This is a genomic window from uncultured Zhongshania sp. (assembly GCF_963975605.1).
GTDB lineage: Bacteria > Pseudomonadota > Gammaproteobacteria > Pseudomonadales > Spongiibacteraceae > Spongiibacter > Spongiibacter aquimaris.
Window position 1 is genome coordinate 1 of record NZ_CAXBHN010000007.1, and the last position, 18,314, is coordinate 18,314.

Here is an 18,314-nt window from a genome sequence, read left to right on the forward strand (position 1 = left end):
AATAATTGACGGGTATTGTCTCTTATTAAAGTGTCCGGTTCATTCAACCAGAACAGGGTTTACAGACTCTCCAGTGATAACGCTTTTTAGTACAGGAGACACCGCATCAAAGGCTTCGACCGAGCTTAAGCCTGAGTTTGAAGCAAGCCCAGCAATGGCGGCAATGGTTAAAGCTTTGCTAAAAAAGTTAGAATCCTGCCTTTCATTTTTCCGATCTTGTGCGGCGAGTTTGTTATCTTCAACTCGCTTACGCTTATGATACTCCTCAACGATAGATATTATTTTGTTCTTATAACCATTCACTTTACTACGATATTCTCTATCGCTTAAACGCTCATTATAGATTTGGCTAAGAGTTTTACTCTGCTCTCGTTTTTCAACTACTAAACCCTCAAATCGTAAATCTTCCAAGACAAGCCTTTGCTCTTGCACGGTCATGCTTGGACTTGGCCCATCAAAAAAGCAACGTAGAGCTTCCTCGTTAGAAATATTACGATTACTTTTAAACGTACTCGCTGTGCATTGCTCGCTATAAGATTTTACAGGAAAACCTTTGGCTATTAGTTGGCTTAGAAAAATACTGTTATGTCCAAAATGGACATAATGCATGGGAGGCCGCCCCCCAAAATAATGCACTAAAGGCATAAGCTGTTCAGATGAAACACAACGGCCACCTTGATAGTCCCACTTCTCCAGCCCAAATTCGACATCGATAATTTCCGAGTTTTTATCAAAGCTATTAGATCGCTTAGTAAGTTTAACGGTGACTAAATCTTTTCGTACTTTCCTACATTGTGGAGGGTAAAGACTTTTGCTGTAAGGAGAGGTATAAAAACGAACTGAACTGGGCATTTTTTTAATAACATAAATATCTTTGCCGTTTGAGCTGGGCTGCGCTTCCTGAAACAACTCGCTAACGGGACGATTGAAAATTTCACCCATAACATAGTCTGAAAAAATTCGGCTATTCACATCGCCATCGAACTCCATCATAGAAGCGCAGCTGGTGAGCAGGCTTAAGAGTAGTAATCTAGGTAGAAGAGCTAAAAATCTCATAATCGTTGCTACTCGTCTTTGAATTTATAAGCTGGAAGTATTTTTCGTTATTAAATGATAGTTTACGAGTCTTAATCCACCTAATAGTTAGATTAGCTGCTTTCAGTTACTGGTAAAGGTCAATCTGAACGGACTGGCCCTTTTTGAGGGTGGGAGAAATCACCGGAGCGCATCATTGCAGGCAGGAACTAGAGTTCCAGAATTTGGAAGTGCCTGTCCAATAATATGGTTCGGATCTGTTTAGGCTGGCGAATGCTGCTTCGCAGCCTCTGCCACAACAACTCGGTTACGGCCTCCACGTTTTGCTTTGTATAATGCTTCGTCTGCTTTTTGTAATCCTTTGTCAATTGATTCATCACTAGAAGCATCGCACATAGTGAGGCCGATGCTCAGTGTGATGGGGTGTTCGACCCCCTTTATTTGCAGCTTACTTACGATGTCACAAATACGTTCAGCAATTTCTAAAACTGACTCTTGTGATACCCCCACGAGAAGGATCATAAACTCCTCTCCGCCCGACCGGCAAAGTAGGTCAACTTCTCGTAAACACTGGTGAAATGCATTGGCTATTTCGACCAGTACTATGTCGCCGGTAAAATGACCGTAAGTGTCGTTGATCCGTTTGAAATGGTCTATGTCGAGCATCATAACAGCCATTGCTGAATGTTTTTGTTTGGCGCGGCCCAATTCGCGTTGCGCGAGTTTGAAGAACGCACGTCGGTTTAAAAGCCCGGTAAGGTCGTCATGCATGGCATAGTGCCGAATTCTTTTTTCGGCTCGCCAGCGTTGTAATTCTAGGAAGCCGATACTGCCGCTGATCGTCATTGCAAATGAATTCAAAAAGGTGAAAACGTGCAGAGGGTGCGCCGTAAAAAAATTCAAGTTAGTTTCTGTTGAAAACCAGATATGTAATGCCCGCGCTTGAAGTAGAAATCCTCCTAATGTGTAAAATACTGCCATCGGAATTCTTGCTGCGGTATTGCCTAACCCCCAAGAAAGATACCCCATTATCAGCAGCGGTACAGAGATCGTGAAGGAGCCGAGAAGGGTGTACGTGCGGTAGCTCAGAGGGATAGTGAGGAATATTAGAAATAGAACGACGGCAGGTATTAATGTTTTGCGAGAGGGTGGCCGTTGATATTTAAACTCATAAAATGCGCCGGCCTGTGCGGACAGCGCGGCCACCATCAGTCCATCGGCAAAGGCGACTGATATCGCAGGGTGGAGGTGCCCACGCGTTGCCATCAGCGACCAAGATACTCCCACGCAGACTAGGCCAATAATCCAGCGCTGCAAGCCTTCGTTTCGATCACGTTTAGGTCCGAGCCAGAGTACGAGTCCAAAAAGAATGGCGGTGATCGGCAACATTAAAAATATGGTGCGAATGTCGAAAAGTCGGATCATCTCCATTGTAAGCGCCTGTTCACGAGTTTGTCGGCTCTGCAGAGTTATATTTAGTTATTTCTAATAACTACAGCTTAGCAAAATATCGTCCTCTCACAACCAAGCGCAATGAAAAAAGAAGTACTTCTCATACTTAGGTCTAGTATTGCAACCCACTGATTTTTTAAGGCTTATTGCCGTGGACAAAAGTCTGTGCTTTTGTTGCTTTAACCGAACACAGTCAGAGGTAACGTGAGAGAAGGGCGTGCCGACGATGCAGACTAAGGTTTTTCTGGGCAAGGTCATCGTAAATCCTTTTGCGAATGGGTGAAGTAAACGGAAATAAGTGCTATTTATTTTCAATTTGGAAGTGCCTGTCCAATAATATGCTCTGTAGGGTACATAACATTGAAAAGCTGATGAATTACGGCAATATCGTAGTAAGGTGAAGTAGATTAAGCGAATCCCTGCTGGAATATGAAAAATCAGCGACCTTACGATGAAGAATTCGTATGAAAATTAAATTAACTAAAAATATCTGGCTGGAAGATTGCGCGAGCTGCAAATACGTTTTCCTACAGCCTCGTTCAATTCAGGGGCCGCCCGATGTCATCGCGAGAGATTTCAGAGTACTTTGATGCCACAGAGTCCAGAGATACTCGTGATGACCTTAAGCATGGAGTTGAGCTTGTAGAAGGCCCCCGGATTGCGATCGATTGCGGCTGCGGAGCGGGAAGCGATATAGCCTTCCTACGGGCTAATGGTTTCTTCGTGCATGCCTTTGATGTTGAGCTCGAAGCGATCACGAGATGCGGGCGACGCTTCAGTGGAGATGACAACGTAAGGCTATCACAGGATAGTTTCAGCTCGTACGATTACCCGCGCGCGTCTTTAATCGTGGCTGACGCGAGTCTATTCTTCTGTCCAGAAGATGAGTTCAGTGACGTTTGGAATAAAATCAACGAAGCGCTGCTTCCGGGCGGTGTTTTTGTTGGTTCGTTCCTAGGGCCGGAAGATACTATGGCAGGGACGGGGTTCGACCGGGAGGCCTTTTGGCCGAACGTGTTGGTCGCCAGTGAATATAAAGTGAAGGAGTGGTTAAAGCCCTTTGAGGTTGTTTCATTCATTGAGCACCGGAGGTCGGGTGCAGCACCAGGCGGCAGTCACCACCACTGGCACATCTACTCAGTTGTTGCCCGGAAAGAATTTAACAATGCAATACAAGCGACCGCTAGCGCATCAGCTGATTGAGGCGTTGAGGCGGTAGGAAAACGTATAAGCTCGAATCTAGGCCGGTGTTTTAACCATCTACTTTTTACCGGCAGCTGCCTTTCCTTGTGTAGATTAAAAACCGCTAAACGATAAATTGGCTATTGCGGATTTTTATCCGAATAATTGGACAGGCACTTATTAGAAAAAGAGTCCCTATTTGGCACAACTCTTCAAAATTAGCTTTCGTTTCTAGGCCGAATATTCATTTAGCCGGATATGTTTTATCAAAACACTGTGGCGGGTGGCTTTAAGGCGCAGATTTCCCTGAGCAAGGCTGTCCATCTAATTTTAAATGTGCGCTGAACCGATTAAGCGACGTTGTTTGCTACTTGCCGTTTTGGTTTTTACGTACGCTTAAACGCTAGATTCGTTGTTTTATCGTCAGGCCTGAATTTCGTTCAAACAACAGAATGTTTCACCGCGTTGCAACGATGTCAGGAGCAGACTGACTGCAACCGCTCAATACCAGTTTGGCGGGTTCAAAGGAGACGCTAAAACTATCCACCATTTTGAGCACATTCATTCCCAAAATATTGCGGGTGGAGCCTGGCAGTATGGCCGCTTCCACATCGTGCAGAACGCATCCGCCGCCCAAATCCAAACTTGCAATGGAATACACCGCGACCGAATTGATTGCGCCGCTGGCTAGCCGAGCGCGTATAGAGCGTCGGTATTGGGCATCACCCTCTGACTTCAAGCGGTTAAGAACTTTTTCATTGATGGCCAGGTATCCCGAGCCGGTGTCAAAAAGGAATTCTGATGTAGCGTTACTGCCCAGTTTGGCTTGAAGGTAAAACACATCGGTGTCTTTTTCGACTAATTGAATTTCTGTAGCGGATGCGGTTGAGGGCGAAACCATGGCAAAGGACGCCTCCTCCGAATGAGTGTTTGCACTAAAAAAGAGCGCCGAAAGCAAAAGTAGCGCCGTCCTGGTGCGATTCGCTGGGCTAAGCCCTTCATTATTGCTATCTATTTTACTCATAAATCCACCAACTCTGCATTTCCGGCGATCAGCGATCACTTAAGCAGTGGAGGTGCAATTATGGGGCCAAACAACAAAAGCGGTAATTGGGAACTTGTGGCCCGCTATTAGTCAGAGTCGGTAAGGCCACAAAAAATGCTTGCGATAGTGTCGGTACGTGATCACAAAAACCTATCACCAATTACCGCACAATTTATAAGCGAATCAAGGGCTAAGCACCTATAATGCCAGCTGTTACCAAACAAAAAGGAGCTGTAATGATGAAAGCTATTAAAACTTTTGGCGTACTCACCGCGAGCGCGTTATTCGCCGTCTCGGTTCAAGCCAGACCCCCATTTCTGACCGAGCTGTCCTATGAAAAGGAATCTGTTTTGGGACCAACTCCGATCAGCCAGAATGTTGGGGAGCGTCGTCTTGATAAATATCGCCCTTATTTAGAGCGCAATACTGTTGCTGAGACCGAAATTGCAGCATTTGAAGAAGTGCAGGGTGAGCCAGTCGATAAAACGCGTCGCAGTTTCCGCCACGATCGAGTGAACTAGGCATGTCGGTGTTGTAGGGAATTTTGTATTTCAGGCTGGCGGTTTAAGTGTGCCAAGTGCAGATCGAACCCAGTTTGCCTTAAACCGTCTTAATGAAAATCATGAGATGTACTGTTGATACTCATAAGGTGGTCGTAGCTTTCAATGCTAAACGCCACGATATGAATCACCGGACTGGCATTGCCCGCTAGTGCTTTTTGAACGCAGCCTTTAACCATAATAATACGGCCTTGCAGCAGCGCTTTTTTACAGCGCTCTTGCACTGCCGGCCACACAATAATATTGCTGTTGCCGCTTTCATCTTCAAGGGTAAGAAACATTACACCTGAGGCTGTGCCGGGTCGCTGCCGGCAACTCACTAAACCATAAAGCCGAATAAATCTGCCGTCATCGATATGTTTTAGTTGGTCTGCGGGAACGCAATTTTTAAAGGCTTTGTGGGTGCGCAGTAGCGCGGCGGGATGGCGTCGCAGGCTGAGACCGGTATGGCGATAATCGCTGAGGACTTCTTCGGTTTCGAGCGGCGCTGGGAGTTGAATATTGTCACTGTGTGCCGGTTGTAAATCGCCCAGGGGTGTAGTCGCTTGCCATGCACTGATTTCCCAAAGACTTTGGTGGCGATGTAAATCAAAGCAGTGAAATGCATCGGCCTGCACTAATTGTTGCCAGTATTGCTTTGCCATATTGAGGCGGCTGCAGAAGTCGTCGATGCTATGAAATAAGGCTTTTTGTCGGGCTTGGCAGAGTTGATCGGCGCTGTGTTGGCTAAAGCCTTTAACTAGGCGCAAACCAAGACGTAGGGCTGGGCTAGCGGGCTCGCCCTCAAGTGTGTGATCCCACTTGCTGTGGTTAATGCAGATAGGGCGCACATCTATATTGTGACGGCGGGCATCTTGTATGAGTTGCGAGGGGGCATAAAAACCCATGGGCTGGCTGTTTAATAAGCCACAGTAAAAGGCGGCGGGGTGATGGCATTTAAGCCAGGCCGAGGCGTAGGCAAGTAAGGCAAAGCTGGCGGAGTGGGACTCTGGAAAACCATAGGCACCAAAGCCCTTCATTTGGCTGAATAGGCGCTCGGCAAAGTCTTCGCTATAACCTCGTTTACGCATACCGTTGACTAATTTATCGCGAAATTTTATTAAGTCGCCATTCTTGCCCCAGCTTGCCATAGCGCGTCGCAGTTGATCGGCTTCACCGCCGCTAAAATCGGCGGCGACCATGGCTAACTGAATCACCTGCTCTTGAAATACCGGTACGCCGAGGGTGCGTTTTAATACTCTTGCTATCGCGTCGTTTTCGTATTCGATGCTTTCTAAACCTTGCCGCCGCTGTAAAAAGGGGTGCACCATGCCGCCCTGGATTGGACCGGGTCTGACGATGGCAATTTGTATCACTAGATCGTAAAAGGTGCGGGGCTGTAAACGCGGCAACATTGTCATCTGGGCGCGGGATTCAATTTGAAATACACCTACGCTGTCGGCGGTGCACAGCATTTGATAGGTGGCGGCGTCTTCGGCGGGAATATCGCTGAGTTGCTTAATTGGTGATCCCGCCGCACAGAGATAGCCAAGGCTTTTTCGCAAGGCGCTGAGCATACCTAGTGCCAGCACATCAATTTTCATTAAGCCCATGGCTTCTAAGTCTTCTTTATCCCATTGAATAATAGTGCGCTCGGGCATGGCGGCATTTTCTAAGGGTACCAAACTGGCTATGGGGTCGCGGGTAATGACAAAGCCGCCAACGTGCTGGGACAGGTGGCGGGGAAAACCCAGAATGTCATTCAGCAGGCTCATAAATTGTTGGATGGCAATGCTGCTAGTGTCGAATTGGGTTTCTTCCAAGCGCTGAGTGAAGCTGCTGCTGTCGTCCCACCAAGCCATATTGCGAGAGAGCTTTTGCAGCAAGTAATCGTCGATACCCAGTGCTTTGCCAACATCGCGTACCGCGCTGCGTCGGCGATAGCTAATAATGGTGGCGGCGAGGGCGGCGTGCTGGCGGCCGTATTTTTTATAAATATATTGGATAACTTCTTCGCGGCGCTCGTGTTCAAAGTCGACATCAATATCCGGTGGCTCGTCCCGCTCCCTAGAGATAAAACGCTCGAATAATAACTGCCCACGCGAAGGGTCTACTTCGGTAATAGACAGGCAGTAGCAGACGGCGGAATTGGCTGCCGAGCCTCGGCCTTGGCAGAGAATGCCGCGATTGCGGGCGAACTGAACAATATCGTAAACCGTTAAAAAATAATGCTCGTAGCCCAACTCGGCAATGAGGGTGAGCTCTTTTTCGAGCAAGCTTTTAACCAGTTCGGGTACACCGCTGGGCCAGCGCCGCTGGGCGCCGTGCAGGGTAATTTCCCGCAGGAAGTCGCTGGCGCTTTTATGCTTGGGGACAACTTCATTGGGGTACTGGTAGCGCAGCTCGTCTAAGCTAAAGGTACAGCGCTCGGCAATGGCGACGCTTTCTTTGAGTAAGTCTGCGGGGTAGTCCCGCTGCAATAGCGAAAGCGGTTTAAGGTAGCGCTCGCTGTTAACGTCTACTTGGCTGCCGAGATCTTGCAGGGGCGTGTTAAGACGAATAGCGCTGAGCACATCTTGTAGTGGTTTGCGCTGCCGGCAATGCATATGGATATTGCCGCAGGCAACCATACTGATTTGATGGTGATTGGCTAATTGATACTGTTTAAAATAGTAGGGCTCGGCTTGCTGTTGTTTGTGTAAGCTAATGGCCAGCCAAAGTCGATCAGTAAAATAGTGTTTGAGTTTGCTGGCATGCTGCTCGGTTTCGCTGGGGTTAATCCAAATAGCTAAGCAGTACTGACTGTAGCGCCGTACATCATCCAGGTTTAATTGATAACTTCCCTTTTCGCTGTGCAGGCGGGCTCGACTGATGAGTGAGCAAAGTTCGGTATAGGCTTGCCTGCTAGGCGCGAGTAAGACTAGATGAATCCCTTCGTCGAGGAAAAATTCTGCGCCGCAAATTAATTTAATACCGTATTCTTTGCTGGCGCGATGGGCGCGCACAATGCCAGATAGCGAGCACTCATCGGTGATGGCAATAGCGTGATAAGCTAATTCGGCTGCCTTTTGAACCAGTTCTTGAGGGTGAGATGCGCCGCGTAAAAAACTAAAATTACTCAGGCAGTGAAGCTCGGCATACGACGCCGCTGTGGATTCTTTAGGTATCATAGCGCTAGCCAAAAAAGCCGTGTAAATACCAGCGCCGGTTTAGGCAGTCTTTAAATATCCAGCACAGTGCGCCGTGTTGATGGCGAGCAATATAGTAGTCGCGGGTTTGGCGTTGCTGCCACCATTGACCATCAAAGCGCTCTGGGCCTTGTAGTAACTGCAATTCGCCCTGCCAATATAATCCCGCACTGGTTTCCTTAATCACTTCTGGTGGATGGCATAGCCAGTTGGGTCGAAGTAATTTGCTGTCGGTGTTTTCCTCACCTGCTTTCGTTGCACTTGAACTTGGTCCTTTTTGCTTGGGCGCGTGGGCGTCGCGGAGTACCCAGCTTAATTCGGGAAGGTGGGCGTCTTGCAAGCTAAATTGGTGGCAGCGATGGGGGCCTAATCTAAGCCTAAGTTTATCCAGGACATGGGCAGCTTTTTCTTGTTGTTTACTGTTGCTGGCGGTGTCGAATAATTGCTCGTTTGCCTGTTCATTGGCTATAAATTGCTCGCAGCAGAGGCTCAGGGTTTCTACTGCGCCTTGTAGGCTAAGGCGTTCAAGTCGCAGCATAACGAGGTCTATAAGACTGCGGCGATCAAAGTGGCGATGGCTCAGCGCTAAAGACCAGGGTTCTCTACTGCCGTCTAAATAATGAAACTCCCACCCCAGGTCTCGATTCAAACACTGCCGTAAACGTAAATAGTGTTCTAGCTCGCTGAGTAGGGCAGAGATCGGAAAACGCAGCTGTTGTTTACTGTGTAGGCCGCCGTCAAAGTGGCGCTGGGCATGAAAGGTTTCGGGAGGAATAAACTTGGGCCGAATGTCGGTCTGCTCACCCTCTAACTTAGCGAGCACGCAGCTAATGTCTTTGCCAAATCTGCGCTCAAGACCGGCGCGGGGAAGGGCTTTAATACTGCCGAGGGTGTGCAAGCCCATTTCCTGTAATGTGCTCAGGGTTTTTGCAGCTAGGGGTAATAGCTGGGTGGGCAAGCTGTGCAGTGCCTGTTGCAATGCGTCTTGCTGTAGCTGGCCAGTGCCATTGACTAATTTAGCGGGGTTTAGATTTTGGTGGCTGAGCAACTCTGCGGCTAAGGGGGTGTGGGCAATACCCAGTTGCACATTGAACCCACGGCGGCGAAAAGCGCTTATAAATCGGCGATACAGTCGCGCCAGATTTTTAAACAAACGCAGCGACGCGCCAAGCTCTAGCAATACCGCATTGGGCGGGCAAAGACAGACATCGCCGCTGAAGCGATAAGCCCAGAGTGCGACATTCTCTAAATGACGCTGCTCACACTCCATATCGCGGCAGCGCAGTTCTAGCGTGCTGCACAAACCCATCGCGGTAGCGACCGACATGCCGGTGGCAAGTCCTGCGTCTCGAGCTGCGGTATTTGCCATGACAATGCGATTGTTATGAGTCAGCGCCAGCGGCCCCGCCGTCTGGTTTTCGCCGATAGCATTTAATGGCAGCTCCGGCAGCCTTAAACATAACCACAGCATTAGTGCGCCTGCTCTTTGCTGCCGCTATCAAGATGCTTGGCGTTGGCTGGCCGAGCTGGGGTATTAAGTATGGGCTTGTTGAGCAAACTAATTTTGCCCTTAAGCTGGCGCTGAATCGGTAATTTGGGGGCGGGAGCGTTGGTATACACCGGCCAGCTACTCGCGGCACTCTGCTGTAAATACAGTGCTGCGGGGCGTGCTAATTGCAATTGCTGACCGGCATGCCCGCCTTGCTGCTTCATAATCTGAATGTGCAGGGCCTGTTGGTCAGCATGGAGCTGGATACGCAGTGGCGCAGGCGATATTTGCCGAGCCAGTGCCGCGGGCCGAAAATGAAGATGCCAGCACTGTCCCTCCAGCGCGGCAATATGCAGACGCCGCAGTTGTCGGTCATTGAGATTAGCCTGGGTAAACCAAGTTAATACAGCGGCATAAGCTCCGCTGCGCAGTAGCTCCTCGGCGGCCCAGAGCTGATCGTTCAAGCTGTTGGGGCGAACTAAAAGCTGTCTGTCTACCGCGATACCCTGCTGCGCTAAGGCGGGTATATAGGGTAAGCAGGGTGGATTTAGCCAGCAGATTGGCCGCGTCACACTGTGTTCACGTAAAGCCGGTATCAGCAGCCACAGCTCGCCAATACCGTGTTCACCCAGTAATTCAGTTGAACCACTCTGCGGCCAGCCGCCGCTGTGCAGCGCCGCATCCAGAGCCTTAAAACCCGTACAGCAGCGATCATTCACCGCCATTCTGGGGCGGAGTTGCTGGCCTCGCCAGAGCTTGCGCTCATCGAGTAATTGGCTAAGAGAGTGGTTTTTCATGTCGGCGTTAAAATAGCTAAGCAGAATGCTGCTGTATGCATATACAGTATATTAAGTGGTGAGAATGTCAATGTTGAAATTTGAGGGAGTACTAGATAGCACCATGGCGTATTTGTGCTAAATGCCCAGGACGCGGGCTAGCTTAATAATGGCGTGAGAGGAGGGGTAGCGAGGGAATTGGTCGTAAAATACCTGGCAACATCGATAAGAACGAGGCCAAAAATGCCTTATGCCGGAAGAGCATAGCAAATAAAGCCTTACAGCTAATGTTGTGAGAAATAATATTAGCTGATCACGATATAAAATAGACCGTGATGACTTCTGCTAAAAATTTCGTAAAAAAATAATATTTCCTGCCAAAAGTAGGAGGTCTAGGCTTTTGGCAGGAAAATATAGTTAGCTGGGGTTGGCGGCTTTATAGGCGTGCAGAGCGTTGTTGAATTTCTTTGCTACTTGTTCTTCGTTGCTGACAGCTTGGTTGTAAGATTCTGTCCAGCGCTGATGGTTGGCCTTGGCTTCGTTTACACTTTTCTCGTCGCTAGCAGATTTTACTGCATCTACCGCTTGGGCGATTTTCTCGCTCACGCAATCGCGGTATGTGGCATTTTCTTTTTGATAGTCCGTAATGGCTGTTTTTCCCTTTAGCATCTCTTCCATGCTGGCTTTGTCACCGTCGGGCATGTTTGGCTGTGTCGGTGGATTACAGTCGGCCGCCCAGCTGGCAGATGAAGCGACGGTTAGATTAAAAAATAATGTTATTAATAGTTTTTTCATGATCTTCTCCTGCGGAGTTGCGACAAAAATGCCGAGGGTAACAGCTCAGTATGCAACTTCCAAGTCGCTTAATATTGCGAACAAAAAGTACATTGTTATTTTTTTTCTGTGGTAAAGAGAGGTGATTATCGCTAGTGATAGTGCGCAGCGGTTGTGTTGCTTCATGCTTTTTATGCCGCTGATATGCTGACTTCGGAGATATGGGGTTTGAGATGGCTAAGCTGAGCAATTTTCAGGGTGTTTATGCTCGAGATGATACCCAGCTTGGTTTCTAAGTCTCTGGCGGTGGATAGGACTTTATCGATCACCGCAGATTAGTTCAGGTAAGTGTTAGTGGTGTGTTTATCTACGCGAATGTTGACGCCCAATCTACGCAGCTTGCTATTCGTCGTGGCATCAGCGTCATTGTTTTCAAAATTATTCTTGCAATGATCGCGCTAAACCGACATTTTTATGCGCCTGTGCACTGATGTCGGAGAGCATATGCAAGAACTAGAATTATATGGCACCTCGGCTTGCCATCTCTGCGAATTGGCCGAGGCGATGCTGGCAGAGATATTGGTGGACGAGACTGATTGGCAGATTGAGTTAATTGATATTGCGGATAACGACGATACCCTCGAGCGCTATGCTTTAAAAATTCCTTTATTGAAATGCGTAGTTGATGGCCGGGAGTTATCTTGGCCCTTTGATAAATTACGTATTCGCCGATTTGTTGAAGAGGGCCAATAAAATGTCGCTTTACGTCTCATCGCTTTGGCAGTATCCCGTTAAATCCATGACCGGTGTTTCGCTGTCACAGATGAGGGTAAATAGCTGGGGACCAGATTTAGATCGACGCTGGATGGTGGTCGATAGTAATAAACGCTTTCTCACTCAGCGGCAGTTGCCGAGCATGTGTCTGCTTGCCGCATCACATACCGCAAACGGTGTGCGTATCCAGTCTTTGAACGACAAAGCGATATCGATTGAGGTCGCTGAACCTGTCGCAGAAGCCACTTACCCTGTTTCGGTGTGGTCTGATGTGTGTGAGGCGATGGATGCGGGTGATCAGGCCGCGGCGTTTTTGAGCGAGATTCTCGGCCAATCGGTGCGTTTGTGTTTTATGAGCGAAAACACTCATCGCCAAGTGGATCGCCAGTTTGCAGCCACAGGTACTCGGGTGAGCTTTGCCGATGGATTCCCTTTCTTGCTGTGCAGTGAATCCTCTTTGGCGGCGCTGAGTACGGCACTGGGCCGCAGCTTGGATATGCGGCGCTTCAGGCCCAATATTGTTGTATCTGGCGCTGAGGCATTCGCTGAGGACGCTTGGCGGCGTATTCGTATTGGCGCGCTTGAGTTTGAGTTAGTGAAGCCCTGTGCGCGCTGTGCCATTCCAACGATTAATCTGGCAAGTGCAGCGCGGGAAGCTGATGTTTTTAAAATGTTGCGGGCTGAGCGCAGTAAAAATGGTGAGGTGTATTTTGGTCAGAACCTCATACATCACGGCGAGGGCGAGATAGGTCTTGGGCAGACGGTAGAGCTTTTAGAATTTTAAGGTCTCAAGGTATTGGTCTTTGTTGGGTGATGGCTCAGGGGCGTGTTGCCCCCGAGCCATTCACTTTAGTTTTTCTGCGCAGTCACCGCGTTGGCGGCGCTAATTTTGCGCTCGTGACTGGCCAGCAAAGGGCGATCTAGTTTGAGCTTCTCAGCATAAATAACGCTAAATGCCAGCACGTTCTTTATGTATTCGCGGGTTTCGCCATAGGGAAGATTTTCAATCCATATATCGGCGGGCAGCTCCTCAGTTTGGCGCAGCAACACCCGCTCTACACGCGTAGGGCCAGCATTATAGGCTGCAGTTGCGAGTATTCGGTTGCCGCCAAATTGCTCTAACAGCTGGCCTAGATAAAACCCGCCCATCGCAATGTTCTTTTCAGGTGTGACTAAATCTTCAGTCCGCGGCTGCGCCATGCCCATTTGACGGGCAACAAGGCGCGCGGTGCCGGGCATTAATTGCATAATACCCCGCGCGCCAACCGGTGAATTGGCGCTGGGTGCAAAGGCGCTTTCCTGGCGGGCAATTGCGTAAATCCATTTCAGTTCAATATTCTCGCGTTTGGCGATTGTCTTGAAGGTGGATTTATAAGGCGTGGGAAAGCGCAGGGTTAGGTCATTCCATTCACCCGCGCGTATCGCCGTCATAATGGATTGGTGTGACCAGCCCCAGTTTAGGGCGAGTTGTGCGGCAGCTACTTGCTCAGGTTTGTTGAGACTGCGCATGCCGTAATTCCACTCTAAACTGGCAGTAAAATTCTCTCCTAGTAAATAGAGTTCGCGAGCGCGATTGATCGCCTCGTGCTGCTCAATTTCGGTTATGAGCGCTGGATCCAAGGTTCGTACCGCTGCTAATTGGTATTCTTCGTTGAGAATGTCTGCCGCTAAAAAGCTGTAATAGCCGCGCTCTGCCGCAATTTGTTGAAGAATAAGCTGGGTGCTAACACTCAGCTCACCTTTTAACTCGATATCAGCTCTTGCCCACCAATAGCGCCAGTCGGCTTTCTCCCGTAATTCTGCCGGTAAAAATTGAATGGTTCTTTGTACTTCGGGCCAGTCCAGATCTTTTAAAGCGAGGCGAATACGCCACTCTGTTAGATACGGGTCTTCGTAGTTGGGGTCGTTGGCCGTTACCCAGTCGCGGGTATAGTCTGCATCACTGGCAATAATTTGCCGCGCCATACTATCGCGCAGTGCGTAATTCTGGGCTGCGCTAAAGTTGAGGCGGCGATCAAGTTGATGCCACAGGGTATTGGTGCGCTCAAAGTCGCCACGTGCAAGTTGCTTTAATGCGTGAACAGCCACTTCGCGGCTATGTTCGTTAACCGGAAGTTTGCTGCCCAACTGGTAGAGGCGTTCAGGGCGTTGAAGTAAGTCGACATAGGCTTCGGAGTTGGCAATTTTGCCCAGTAAATAGCGGGCCATATCGGTTTGGCCTTTTCTGAGCGCGAGTTCAGTGCGCAGCCAATACTGATCTTCTGTTTCGGTGGCATTGAGGCGGGCCATCCACTGCTTAATGGGAATATCACATTCCTTGGGCAGCGACGAGGGAGTTAACCATAACTCTGCAATGGCCTTATCGGCTTTGTCGTGATCGCCAATTTGGCGTAAGGCGTAGGCGTAATGGCAGTTCGTGGCGACCGATGAGTTCCGTTGGTAGTAGTGAACAAACTGTGCCCAATCGCGGCTGCGCAGTAATTTATTGAGCCACGAGATACGAATTCGCTGCCCGACAATGGTATCGCCGTATTGTTGGAGATAGACGTCGATCGTTTGCGGCGACACGCCATTGATCTGTGCTTTGATCAATTCCAGCTCAAGATAAGGCAGCAGCGGATAGTTATTTAGCTTTGGAGCAAGCTTTTCCGCATTGATAAGCCTCCCGCGGCTGATTTCGTTGAGGGCTTCGCGGTATAATCGCCGGCTTTCGTCTAGGCTCGGCTCGGCAAACGCCTGAACTGCTGACGTTGTTAATAGTAAAACCAGTAATAAGAGGCGATTCATTTCCCTACAGCCTTGTAAAACATCGTGAATTTCCTAATAAGTTAGCCAACATCGAGATTAACCAGCTTAAAGCTGGTTACACATTGGATCAAATATATGCCTTTGTTACGCGCCACACAATTACAGCACAGTATTGGACAACAGATTGTCTTGGATAATGCAGAATTGCAATTAGAAGCTGGCGATCGTGTTTGCTTATTGGGACGTAATGGCTGCGGAAAGTCGACTTTGTTGCGCATTGTCGATGGTAACACCACGGTAGACTCTGGTGACATTTGGCGCCAGCCGGGGGTGAAAATTGCAAGGATGGAGCAAACCTTGGATTTTGCGTCGCCGGAAGAAACGATTTATGACGTCGTGGCGGATGGTTTAGCAGGTTTAGGTAAAACACTGCGTCGCTATCATGAGCTGATTATCGGCGAAATGGGCGACGAAGAATTAATTGAACTTGAAAAATTACAGCGTGAGATTGAGGTAAACGACGGCTGGCTATTTCAACAGCGTATCGAAAATATCCTCTCTCGACTTGAGTTAGATGCCGACGCGACGGTATGCAGTCTGTCGGGTGGCTGGCGTCGCCGCGTTGCACTGGCGCGGGCGCTGGTTTGTGAGCCCGATATATTGCTATTGGACGAGCCTACCAACCATTTGGATTTAGACGGCATTTTGTGGCTGGAACAGTGCGTTATGTCGTTTCAGGGCTGTGTGTTGTTTGTGACTCACGACCGGGCGCTGATTGAAAAACTGGCGACCCGCATTATTGAATTAGATCGCGGCATTCTGACTAATTACGATACCAATTACGTCCGTTACCTGGAGCTGAGAGAGCACGCATTAGAGGTTGAGGCCGAGCAAAATGCGCTGTTCGACAAGCGTTTGGCGCAGGAAGAAGTATGGATTCGGCAGGGAATTAAAGCGCGTCGCACCCGCAATGAGGGCCGTGTTCGCGCGCTCGAAAAGATGCGCAATGAAAGATCACAGCGCCGTAACCTCACCGGTTCGGCTAGTCTGAGCGTGAATCAGGGTGATAAAACCGGCAAGGTTGTCGCCGAGCTCACTGATGTTCGCTTTGAAGTACCGGGTAAATTACTGGTCGACAATCTTTCACTATTGATTTGTCGCGGTGACAAATTAGCACTTATCGGCCCAAACGGTGCTGGTAAAACAACCTTGCTACGTTTGATTCTTGGTGAGCTTGCCCCCCAGAGCGGCACGGTGAAAGCAGGAACCAAGCTGCAAGTCGCTTACTTTGATCAGCTGCGCGATCGCTTGGACGAAGATAAACGGGTGGTGGATATTGTTGGCCAGGGCCGCGATGCGGTCACTATTAACGGCAAAGATCGCCATATCATGAGTTACCTCGGTGATTTCTTGTTCACTCCCGAGCGCGCTCGCAGTCATTTCGGGGTTTTGTCAGGGGGAGAGCGTGCGCGGGTGCAACTGGCGTGTCTGTTTAGTCAGCCCGCGAACGTATTGGTGATGGATGAGCCAACCAACGACCTCGACATGGAAACCCTTGAATTACTAGAGAGTTTATTAGTTGAGTTCAGTGGCACGGTATTGCTGGTCAGTCACGATCGATCCTTTGTAGATAGTGTTGCCAGTAGTTGTTTGCTGTTTGAAGGTAACGGTCAAATCAGTGAGCACGTGGGTGGCTATACCGAGGTCTCGAATTACGTGGCGCGCAGCGCAGCTCAACAGAAAGCGGCGGCAGCAAGTAAAAATACGGCAGCGGCAGCAGCGGTGACCGAATCAAAGCCCGCCGCCAAAGTGAAAAAGCTCAGCTATAAGGATCAACGGGAGTTAGATGGGCTGCCCGCCAAGATTGAAACCTTAGAGGCAAAAATTGCTGACTTGGGTGAAATAACAGGTGATCCTGCTTTTTATCAGCAGGATGCTGACAAAGTCACCCAAGTCCTCGATCAATTAAGCCGTGTTCAGCTAGAGCTCGATGAGTGTATGGAGCGGTGGATGGAGTTGGCAGAGTAATTAGCCAACTCGCACCGCCAGCACATCGCATTTGGCGCCGTGTAATACGCCGTTGGCGGTTGAGCCAAGTAATAGCGCTAGGCCTTTGCGGCCGTGACTGCCAACGATAATGAGATCGGCGTTTAAACTATCGCAAAGTTCATGGACTTGTGAATCTGGTCGGCCACTTAAGAGGTGACATCGATCAGTGGGGATGTTGGCGCGCGTGGCGTATTGGTGAAGTGATTCTTCAGCTTGGGTTTGCAGTTGCTCCTGTACGCTGGAAAAATCCATGGGAATATCGCCGCCGTAGGCGAGGCTCAGTGGTTCTACCACATGAACTAGGTGCAATTCAGCGCCGTAGCTAGCCGCCATGGCTTCAGCGCGCGTCAACACCGCGTTGGTTTCATCTGACAAATCAATCGCTGCAAGGATGCGCTGATAATTTGGCATAGCATTCTCCTTTTGTGGTCGCAATGTACCTCGCTATTAAGGTATAAAGCCTGCCATCTGTCCAGTGAAGTCTCGGGAGCCGCTTATGGCGTGGTTAATAGCAGTTGTGGTTATCGGGTTCATGCTGGCGCCTATCATGTGGATTCTGCCGTCTCGACGCCAGACCCAGCAGGCCGAAATACGCGCGAGTGCTCGCACCTTGGGCTTGTCAGTGAAAGTGGTGGCAATGCCAAAGACGCGGCGCGCTAAGGTTCGGCGTGAAGAGGATGTGTTTGGCGTTTGTTACACCCGGTTTTTACACACTAAAAAGCCGCTAGCACCTTGGAAGTACTGGTTAATCGACGTGCCTGAGGGCGACGACGATCCGGTTTCTCTAGACCGCGCAATACTAGCGTTGATTGAAAAAAATCGTCCCTTGCTGCCAAGAGATGCCAGTATGCTTGAATTAACGCCACTTGGTCTCAATATTTATTGGCGTGAAAACCATGCAGATTTAAATGTAGTGAAAAATATAGCGCAGGCGCTCAACGCCATAGTCGAAGAGGCGCATCTCGAAACCGGAGTGAGTTCAGAATGACTAGGCCAGATCAACAAAGTGTCTCGCCAGGCCGCTACCGACACTATAAAGGCGGTGAATATTATGTCTACGAGGTGGCTACCCACAGTGAGACGGAAGAATTAGTTGTCGTTTATCGACCTTTATATGGCGAGGCTGCACTTTGGGTTAGACCCCTAGCTATGTTCACTGAAGTTATTGAATTTGAAGGAAAACTGCAGCGTAGATTTGAGTTTATTAGCCCCGCTGATGGATCGATTTTATAGCTTGATGGCAGGGCTGATGATGTTACGCCG

At 49.2% G+C, this 18,314-nt stretch carries 16 protein-coding genes; 7 read left to right on the forward strand and 9 right to left on the reverse strand.

Going from position 1 to position 18,314, the window contains the following annotated elements:
• Positions 1-39: 39 nt before the first annotated feature.
• Positions 40-993 (reverse strand): hypothetical protein, encoded by a 954-nt coding sequence (locus tag AAC007_RS08105; RefSeq protein WP_339675856.1) that lies wholly within the window; start codon positions 991-993, stop codon positions 40-42.
• 303 nt (positions 994-1,296) lie between these two features.
• The gene (locus tag AAC007_RS08110; RefSeq protein WP_339675857.1) at positions 1,297-2,466 is read right to left on the reverse strand and encodes a GGDEF domain-containing protein; all 1,170 of its coding nucleotides are present in this window, start codon (positions 2,464-2,466) and stop codon (positions 1,297-1,299) included.
• Between the two features lie 579 nt (positions 2,467-3,045).
• Here AAC007_RS08110 and AAC007_RS08115 point away from each other — a divergent pair.
• On the forward strand, positions 3,046-3,690 hold the full coding sequence (locus tag AAC007_RS08115) for a class I SAM-dependent methyltransferase (protein WP_339675860.1): 645 nt from the start codon (positions 3,046-3,048) through the stop codon (positions 3,688-3,690).
• Between the two features lie 436 nt (positions 3,691-4,126).
• Here AAC007_RS08115 and AAC007_RS08120 read toward each other — a convergent pair whose 3' ends face one another.
• Positions 4,127-4,693, reverse strand: a complete 567-nt coding sequence (locus AAC007_RS08120) for a retropepsin-like aspartic protease (RefSeq protein WP_295873040.1) — start codon at positions 4,691-4,693, stop codon at positions 4,127-4,129.
• Between the two features lie 257 nt (positions 4,694-4,950).
• On the opposite strand from AAC007_RS08120, the gene AAC007_RS08125 reads away from it, so the two are divergent.
• Positions 4,951-5,235 carry a hypothetical protein gene (locus AAC007_RS08125; protein ID WP_295873038.1) on the forward strand — a complete coding sequence of 95 codons (285 nt, stop codon included), beginning with the start codon at positions 4,951-4,953 and terminating at the stop codon, positions 5,233-5,235.
• Positions 5,236-5,324: 89 nt separating this feature from the next.
• On the opposite strand, the gene AAC007_RS08130 is transcribed toward AAC007_RS08125, so the two are convergent.
• The 4 genes from AAC007_RS08130 to AAC007_RS08145 form a co-directional block, all read right to left on the reverse strand.
• On the reverse strand, positions 5,325-8,423 hold the full coding sequence (locus AAC007_RS08130; RefSeq protein ID WP_339675862.1) for an error-prone DNA polymerase: 3,099 nt from the start codon (positions 8,421-8,423) through the stop codon (positions 5,325-5,327).
• A gap of 4 nt (positions 8,424-8,427) precedes the next feature.
• Complete coding sequence (locus AAC007_RS08135) at positions 8,428-9,912, reverse strand: DNA polymerase Y family protein (RefSeq protein ID WP_339675863.1); 1,485 nt, start codon at positions 9,910-9,912, stop codon at positions 8,428-8,430.
• Positions 9,912-10,727, reverse strand: a complete 816-nt coding sequence (imuA, locus tag AAC007_RS08140; RefSeq protein ID WP_339675864.1) for a translesion DNA synthesis-associated protein ImuA — start codon at positions 10,725-10,727, stop codon at positions 9,912-9,914. The genes AAC007_RS08135 and imuA overlap by 1 nt, the downstream gene beginning before the upstream one ends.
• A 396-nt stretch (positions 10,728-11,123) precedes the next feature.
• Positions 11,124-11,501, reverse strand: a complete 378-nt coding sequence (locus AAC007_RS08145) for a hypothetical protein (RefSeq protein ID WP_339675865.1) — start codon at positions 11,499-11,501, stop codon at positions 11,124-11,126.
• A 483-nt stretch (positions 11,502-11,984) separates the two neighbouring features.
• Between AAC007_RS08145 and AAC007_RS08150 the strand changes: the two genes are divergently transcribed.
• Together AAC007_RS08150 and AAC007_RS08155 are read left to right on the forward strand one after the other, a co-directional pair.
• Complete coding sequence (locus tag AAC007_RS08150) at positions 11,985-12,233, forward strand: glutaredoxin family protein (RefSeq protein WP_339675866.1); 249 nt, start codon at positions 11,985-11,987, stop codon at positions 12,231-12,233.
• A gap of 1 nt (position 12,234) precedes the next feature.
• Positions 12,235-13,038, forward strand: a complete 804-nt coding sequence (locus tag AAC007_RS08155) for an MOSC N-terminal beta barrel domain-containing protein (protein WP_339675867.1) — start codon at positions 12,235-12,237, stop codon at positions 13,036-13,038.
• Between the two features lie 65 nt (positions 13,039-13,103).
• Here the strand turns inward: AAC007_RS08155 and AAC007_RS08160 are convergent, their stop codons facing one another.
• Complete coding sequence (locus AAC007_RS08160) at positions 13,104-15,041, reverse strand: transglycosylase SLT domain-containing protein (RefSeq protein WP_339675869.1); 1,938 nt, start codon at positions 15,039-15,041, stop codon at positions 13,104-13,106.
• A gap of 96 nt (positions 15,042-15,137) precedes the next feature.
• Between AAC007_RS08160 and AAC007_RS08165 the strand changes: the two genes are divergently transcribed.
• Positions 15,138-17,030, forward strand: a complete 1,893-nt coding sequence (locus tag AAC007_RS08165; RefSeq protein WP_295873019.1) for an ATP-binding cassette domain-containing protein — start codon at positions 15,138-15,140, stop codon at positions 17,028-17,030.
• Here the strand turns inward: AAC007_RS08165 and AAC007_RS08170 are convergent, their stop codons facing one another.
• Positions 17,031-17,462: a universal stress protein gene (locus AAC007_RS08170; RefSeq protein WP_296434223.1), complete on the reverse strand. Its 432-nt coding sequence runs from the start codon at positions 17,460-17,462 to the stop codon at positions 17,031-17,033.
• Positions 17,463-17,547: 85 nt separating this feature from the next.
• Between AAC007_RS08170 and AAC007_RS08175 the strand changes: the two genes are divergently transcribed.
• Both AAC007_RS08175 and AAC007_RS08180 read left to right on the forward strand, forming a co-directional pair.
• Complete coding sequence (locus AAC007_RS08175; RefSeq protein WP_296434222.1) at positions 17,548-18,039, forward strand: hypothetical protein; 492 nt, start codon at positions 17,548-17,550, stop codon at positions 18,037-18,039.
• Positions 18,036-18,284: a DUF1653 domain-containing protein gene (locus tag AAC007_RS08180; RefSeq protein ID WP_296434221.1), complete on the forward strand. Its 249-nt coding sequence runs from the start codon at positions 18,036-18,038 to the stop codon at positions 18,282-18,284. Before AAC007_RS08175 ends, AAC007_RS08180 begins: the two co-directional genes overlap by 4 nt.
• Positions 18,285-18,314: the final 30 nt, after the last annotated feature.

Coding starts and splice junctions, on each gene's coding strand:
- AAC007_RS08105 (WP_339675856.1), bottom strand. CDS start 993: ATGATGGAGTTCGATGGCGATGTGAATAGCCGAATTTTTTCAGACTAT.
- AAC007_RS08110 (WP_339675857.1), bottom strand. CDS start 2,466: ATGGAGATGATCCGACTTTTCGACATTCGCACCATATTTTTAATGTTG.
- AAC007_RS08115 (WP_339675860.1), top strand. CDS start 3,046: ATGTCATCGCGAGAGATTTCAGAGTACTTTGATGCCACAGAGTCCAGA.
- AAC007_RS08120 (WP_295873040.1), bottom strand. CDS start 4,693: ATGAGTAAAATAGATAGCAATAATGAAGGGCTTAGCCCAGCGAATCGC.
- AAC007_RS08125 (WP_295873038.1), top strand. CDS start 4,951: ATGATGAAAGCTATTAAAACTTTTGGCGTACTCACCGCGAGCGCGTTA.
- AAC007_RS08130 (WP_339675862.1), bottom strand. CDS start 8,423: ATGATACCTAAAGAATCCACAGCGGCGTCGTATGCCGAGCTTCACTGC.
- AAC007_RS08135 (WP_339675863.1), bottom strand. CDS start 9,912: ATGCTGTGGTTATGTTTAAGGCTGCCGGAGCTGCCATTAAATGCTATC.
- imuA (WP_339675864.1), bottom strand. CDS start 10,727: ATGAAAAACCACTCTCTTAGCCAATTACTCGATGAGCGCAAGCTCTGG.
- AAC007_RS08145 (WP_339675865.1), bottom strand. CDS start 11,501: ATGAAAAAACTATTAATAACATTATTTTTTAATCTAACCGTCGCTTCA.
- AAC007_RS08150 (WP_339675866.1), top strand. CDS start 11,985: ATGCAAGAACTAGAATTATATGGCACCTCGGCTTGCCATCTCTGCGAA.
- AAC007_RS08155 (WP_339675867.1), top strand. CDS start 12,235: ATGTCGCTTTACGTCTCATCGCTTTGGCAGTATCCCGTTAAATCCATG.
- AAC007_RS08160 (WP_339675869.1), bottom strand. CDS start 15,041: ATGAATCGCCTCTTATTACTGGTTTTACTATTAACAACGTCAGCAGTT.
- AAC007_RS08165 (WP_295873019.1), top strand. CDS start 15,138: ATGCCTTTGTTACGCGCCACACAATTACAGCACAGTATTGGACAACAG.
- AAC007_RS08170 (WP_296434223.1), bottom strand. CDS start 17,462: ATGCCAAATTATCAGCGCATCCTTGCAGCGATTGATTTGTCAGATGAA.
- AAC007_RS08175 (WP_296434222.1), top strand. CDS start 17,548: ATGGCGTGGTTAATAGCAGTTGTGGTTATCGGGTTCATGCTGGCGCCT.
- AAC007_RS08180 (WP_296434221.1), top strand. CDS start 18,036: ATGACTAGGCCAGATCAACAAAGTGTCTCGCCAGGCCGCTACCGACAC.